The 5,329-nt window shown below is 65.6% G+C and carries 6 protein-coding genes; all 6 read left to right on the top strand.

All coding sequences use genetic code 11. The features are described from left to right. Positions 1 to 476 (top strand): STN domain-containing protein (locus VGD20_RS05745; protein ID WP_331133532.1); only part of this gene is annotated, 476 nt, incomplete at its 5' end. Next, positions 473 to 1,144, top strand: coding sequence for an energy transducer TonB (locus VGD20_RS05740; RefSeq protein ID WP_331133531.1), 672 nt, complete (start codon positions 473 to 475; stop codon positions 1,142 to 1,144). The genes VGD20_RS05745 and VGD20_RS05740, both read left to right, overlap by 4 nt. Before the next feature lie 67 nt (positions 1,145 to 1,211). Next, the gene (locus VGD20_RS05735; protein WP_331133530.1) at positions 1,212 to 1,724 is read left to right on the top strand and encodes an RNA polymerase sigma factor; all 513 of its coding nucleotides are present in this window, start codon (positions 1,212 to 1,214) and stop codon (positions 1,722 to 1,724) included. A gap of 20 nt (positions 1,725 to 1,744) precedes the next feature. Beyond that, positions 1,745 to 2,689: a FecR family protein gene (locus tag VGD20_RS05730; protein WP_331133529.1), complete on the top strand. Its 945-nt coding sequence runs from the start codon at positions 1,745 to 1,747 to the stop codon at positions 2,687 to 2,689. A gap of 81 nt (positions 2,690 to 2,770) precedes the next feature. After that, positions 2,771 to 3,556, top strand: a complete 786-nt coding sequence (locus VGD20_RS05725) for a helix-turn-helix transcriptional regulator (RefSeq protein WP_331133528.1) — start codon at positions 2,771 to 2,773, stop codon at positions 3,554 to 3,556. A 234-nt stretch (positions 3,557 to 3,790) separates the two neighbouring features. Continuing rightward, positions 3,791 to 5,329, top strand: a 1,539-nt coding sequence (locus VGD20_RS05720; protein WP_331133527.1) for a ShlB/FhaC/HecB family hemolysin secretion/activation protein, incomplete at its 3' end; no start/stop codon positions are given.

Raw genomic sequence — 5,329 nt, 5'->3', positions numbered from 1 at the left:
AGCTGGTTGAGGGCAAACGTGCCGGTCCGGTTCAAAAGGCGCGGACGGCCTATGATGCATTGATGCAGATGCTGGACGGAAGCGGGCTCGTCCCGCGCTTCACGCGCCCCGACGCGATCATCCTCGAATCGGCATCGCGTGAGGCGCCCCCCGACATGTCGCTCGACGAGATCGACGTGCTGACCTCGGCCTTTCGCGCGAGCAACGATGAATATCGCTGGTATGGCGAGAAGCTGCTGGGCGCGAGCCTCGCGCTCCTGCGGCGGTCGAGCGAATTGGGCACGCGGTCCTATGATTTCACGCTCTATGTCTGGCTCTCGGCGGATGGGCGGATCACCGGCCTCGACGGCTTCGGCGCCGGGAGCAACGACGAGGCACTCGTCATCGCGCGCCGGCTGCTCGACGGCATGATCGTCGGCTCGCCCCCGCCGGCGAACATGCCCCAGCCGGTCGGGCTGCGGATCGTCGCGCAATGAACGGGACGATCGCAATCAGGAGCGAAGGCCGCCGCGCCGCGCCGGAGGACGGCGGGCGCAAGACCGCGATCGCGCTTTCGCTGTTCCTTCATGCGGGCGGCATCATCCTCTTCAGCCTGGCCTATGCCGGCGGCGGCGCGGGCGGGTCGCGCGCGGTGCCGGGCAGCGAGCCGCTGACGGTTGAGCTGTTGACGATCGAGCCCGCGGCGGGCCGCGCGCATGCGGGCGGCGGCGATCCCGATGTCCGCGACCTGCCCTTTACGCAGGAAAGCAGCGACGTTGCGATCCGCACCAAGGGAAGCGGTGAAGCATCGCGGGCCGGTACCGCGAAATTCGACACCGAACTGGCGAGCCTGCTGGCGGACGATCCGCTCGCCGGGGCGGGCAAGTCGGCCTATGGCGCGATCCTCCGCAAGCATATCGCGGTCCACAGCCGGCGCCGCGGCGACCGTATCGGTCGCGGCGATGCGGGGCTGGTCGTGCTGCGGTTCCGCGTTGCGCGCGACGGGCGCGTCGTCGATGCGCGCGTGCTGCGTTCGCCGAACAGCCTGGTCGGCGAAAAGGCGCTCGCCGCGCTGTGGCGCGCCGAACCGCTGCCGCAGGTGCCCGACGAACTGCCCGCACCGATCGAGGTCGACGTGCCGATCGACTTCCAGGTTCAGGGGTGAGTGCCGATGCGCCCGCCCGTGACGGCCCGCTAACGACGTGGAGACCTTCGCCCTCCTGCAACGCTTCATGCAGCTCTATCCCGATTTCCGGGAGCGGCTGCGTCGGCGTTTGGGCTCCGCCGATCTCGCCGACGAGGCGCTGAACGAAGTCTACGTCAAACTGCGCACGACCGAAAAATCCTATTCGGTGCGCAATGCGCCCGCCTATCTGTTCCGCCTGACGCTGAATGCTGCGACCGATCTCCGTCGATCGGCGAGCCGCCATTCGCTGGCGGACCAGATCGATGCGGCGCTCGACATCCCCGATCCGTCGCCCTCCGCGGCGCGCACGGCGGAGGATCGCGAAGCGGTCGGGCAACTCGAGGCGGCGATCGGCGCGCTGACCGAACGGCGGCGGATGATCCTGATCGCGGTGCGCATCCACGAACGGTCGTGCCGCGAAATCGCCGCCGAACTTGGCGTCTCGACGCGGACGGTCGAGATGGAGCTTCGCTGCGCGCTCGACCATTGCGCCGAATATCTGAAAAAAGAAGAACGGGAGGATTTCGCTTATGGCCAGCGAAAACCGTCTCGTCATTGAAGGACTGATCGAAGTTGACGATGCCCGATAATAACGAACTGGGGAGATGGCCCGACCGCGACGCGATGGCGCGCAGCTGGGTTGTGCGCCTGAAATCGGGCGAGGCGACCCAGAGCGACGTCGATACGCTGCTGTCGTGGCGCGCGCAAAATGAAGAGAATGAAGGGGCATTCCGCCAGGCTGTCCGCCTGTGGGAGCAACTGGGACCGGCGCTGGCCGGCGGTGCGGCCATGCCGGCGGCCGGCCAGGGCGTTTCGCGCCGCTGGTTCCTCGGTGGCGGCGCCGCGATGGCCGCGGTCGCGGCGGTGTCGCTCGTTCCTCTGGCTGCGCCTGTCCCGGCCGGCGCGCGCGAATATCGCACGGGCAAGGGCGAACGCCGCCACGTCCGGCTCGAGCCCGAGGTCAGCGCCGAACTCAATACCGATTCGCGGCTGCTGTTCTGGGCCGATGCCGCGGCGCCGCGCGTCGAGCTGGCGCAGGGTGAGGCACTGATTTCGGCGACCTGCGATCCCGGGCGCCGGCTGATCGCGACGGCGAAGGATGTCGAGGTCCGCGCACAGGTCGCGCGCTTTTCGATGCGGTCGGATGGCGGGCTGATGCGCGTCGCCTGTCTGGAAGGACAGATCGAGGTGGTGTCGCCGGGCGGCCGCGCGACGGTCGACGCCGGGACCAGCTTCGACTTCCGCGCGGGCGAGGTCCGACCAACCCCGCACGACGTCGCCGAAAGCGGCGCCGCATGGCAGCGCGATCTGTTCCTGTTCAAGGACCGCCCGGCCGGGGAGGTGATCGCCGAACTCAACCGCTATCGCCCCGGGCGCGTGTATCTGCTGGGCAGCCGCAACGACGTCCGGATCAGCGGCGTCATCCATCTAGAGCGCGCCGATTTTGCGGTCGACCACATCGCAAAATCGCTCGGCATGAAGGTCACCCGGCTTCCCGGAGGCATCGCGATCCTGCGAAATTAGGGAACCGCGAAAAAGATTTCGCATTTCCCGCCCCCCGAACGTCATCGGAGCGAGGGGAATGAAATGAGTGCGTGCCTTGCCATGAAATCGCCGGAAATGCCCGACGCCGGGCTCCCCGCGCTGTCGGGCCGGCTGGCGCAGGTCCGGACCCGCAAGGACGCGTTCGACCTGCTCGCCTCCTTTCTGCAGGCGCAGGGCCTCTCCGATCTGATCCTGACCTTCATTCCGCCGGGCGACCTTGCCAACCAGACGGTGCAATGGTCGACGCTGGCGAGCGAAACAACCGACCGCGTGCGCAGCATCGGCTTTGACGGGCGCGATCCGGTCCGGCGCTTTGCGCGGCGCGCGATCGAACCCTTTATGTGGACCTGCGACGAATGGCCCGGCGAGAAGTCGGCCTTCGCCAGGGATGTCATGGCGAATCTGCGCAGAGCCGGGGTCGAGGGCGGCGTGAGCGTGGCCGTATGGGGGCGCGGCGGGCGCGTTGCGATCGCCGATGCGATCGCCGCTCCACCGGTGTTGCGGAGCCTCCCGCCGTTCTTTCTCGATCTCTTCTTTGTCGCGACCGTGCTGACGGCGCGGACGATCGAACGGCTTTCGCTCGTGCGCGGCCGCACCCCGCTGTCGCGCCGCGAAATCGAGATTCTCGAACTCGCCGCGCAGGGGCTGACGAACAGTGCCGTCGCCGAGCAGCTCGAGATCGTCGAAGAGACCGTCAAATTCCATTTCCGGGGGATCAGGGAAAAACTGGGCACCCGGAGTAGGGCGGACGCCATCGCACTTTTCGCGATCCTCGATGCGTCGTGGGACGGATCGTTTCGGGAAGGCGCCAAGACGCGATCGTCGCAAGCCGGTTCAAGAATATAATATAACTAAAATATAAAAATAATATTCACTTAAATTCTGCTCGGATCAATATTGATCCGGGCATTTTGTCGTTCGATATTTATAAAAATCTACTCGAAAAGGTTAGTATTAGTAGTGTCATAGTGAAACCTTAGCGGAGCGACCACCGGTAGCGAATCGGGCTGACCGATTCGACTTTACGAGGGGCGTTGCACGGCGATGGTTCGAATGAAAAGATTGAGAGCGGGGCGTATCATGTACCCGCTGCGGGGTTGTATGGCCGCGGTCGGCGTTCTTGCCTTCTGCACGGCGAACCCGGCTGCGGCGCAGGACGAGGCGGCCGCCGATGCGGCGGCAGCGGGCGATCCCGAGTTTCGCTTCGACGTCATGGAATATGTCGTGCGCGGCAATTCGGTCCTGACGGCGGCCGATATCCAGACGGTGCTGATGCCGCACGCGGGTTACGGCAAAAGCGTCCCCGACGTCGAGGTCGCGCGCGGCGAGCTCGAAAAGGCGTATCGCGATCGCGGCTATGCGACGGTCGTCGTCGAAATCCCGCAACAGGATGTCAGTTCGGGCATCCTCGAACTGGTCGTTACCGAAGGCAGGGTCGGCCGCGTCCGCGTGACCGGCGCCGATTTCGTGCTGCCGAGCGAGGTTCGCGGCGCGCTGCCCAGCCTGAAGCCCGGCACGGTTCCCAACGTGCCGACGCTTCAGCAGGAACTGTCGTCGGCGAACGCGCGCACGACGCGCACGATAACTCCCGAGTTCAAGGCCGGCGTGGCGCCGGGCACCGTCGACATCGAACTGGCGGTCGAGGACAAGAAGCCGTGGGGCGCCTCGATCGAGGTGAGCGACCAGTATAACCGCTCGACCGAACGCTTTCGCCTTAACGTATCGGCCAACTACGATAATCTCTGGCAGGCGGGGCACAGCGCGAACATCTTCTTCCAGACCGCGCCGGAGGATTTCGACCAGGTCCAAGTCGTCTCGGGCTCCTATTATGCGCCGCTCGGCTACGGCCGGTCGAGCCTGCTCGGCTATATCGTCAATTCGAACACCGACGTTGCGACGGTCGGCGGGCTGACCGTGCTTGGCAACGGCCTGACCGTCGGCGGGCGCTTCATGCGCACGCTCGGAAATTCGCCGCAAGGCACGGTGCAGTCGCTGTTGTTCGGCGTCGATTACAAGGATTATCTCGACCAGATCGGCCTCGTCGATCCTGAAACGGGCGAGACACTGACCTTCGACACGCCGGTCACCTATCTGCCGTTCACCGCGCAATATCGCTGGCTCGGCGGCAATACCCAATCGAATGGCGAGTTCAGCATCGGCACGACCTTCGCTTTCGACGGCCTCGTCGGTCGCCAGCGCGAATTCGGCTATATTCCCGACAATCCGCTGACCCCGAACGTCAACGAGGAATCGGTCGGCAAGCGCGCCGGCGCCGAAGCGAGCTTCATTTATTTCTATGGCAGCGGCGTCTATAACCGCCAGCTCAAGAATGATTTCGACCTGCGCGCGGCGCTCGACTGGCAGCTCGCCCCCGCGCCGCTGATTTCGAACGAACAGTTCGTGCTCGGCGGGGTCGGCAGCATCCGCGGCTATCGCGAAGCCGAAGTGCTCGGCGACAGCGGCGCGCGGCTTTCGCTCGAACTCGGCTACAAGCTCCCGACCGGCACCGACAAGATCGACTGGCGCGTCGCGGGCCCCAATGGCGAACGCGTCGACCATTATGTCGAGAATTTCGACCCGAAGTCGGGGCTCGCGACGGTGTGGGTGAAGGGCGTCGGC

Source organism: Sphingopyxis sp. (assembly GCF_036402335.1).
Taxonomy (GTDB): domain Bacteria; phylum Pseudomonadota; class Alphaproteobacteria; order Sphingomonadales; family Sphingomonadaceae; genus Sphingopyxis.
The sequence above is the reverse complement of the archived record's forward strand: the minus strand, read 5'-3'. Positions and strand labels throughout refer to the sequence as shown.

Coding starts and splice junctions, on each gene's coding strand:
- VGD20_RS05740 (WP_331133531.1), top strand. CDS start 473: ATGAACGGGACGATCGCAATCAGGAGCGAAGGCCGCCGCGCCGCGCCG.
- VGD20_RS05730 (WP_331133529.1), top strand. CDS start 1,745: ATGCCCGATAATAACGAACTGGGGAGATGGCCCGACCGCGACGCGATG.
- VGD20_RS05735 (WP_331133530.1), top strand. CDS start 1,212: ATGCAGCTCTATCCCGATTTCCGGGAGCGGCTGCGTCGGCGTTTGGGC.
- VGD20_RS05725 (WP_331133528.1), top strand. CDS start 2,771: ATGAAATCGCCGGAAATGCCCGACGCCGGGCTCCCCGCGCTGTCGGGC.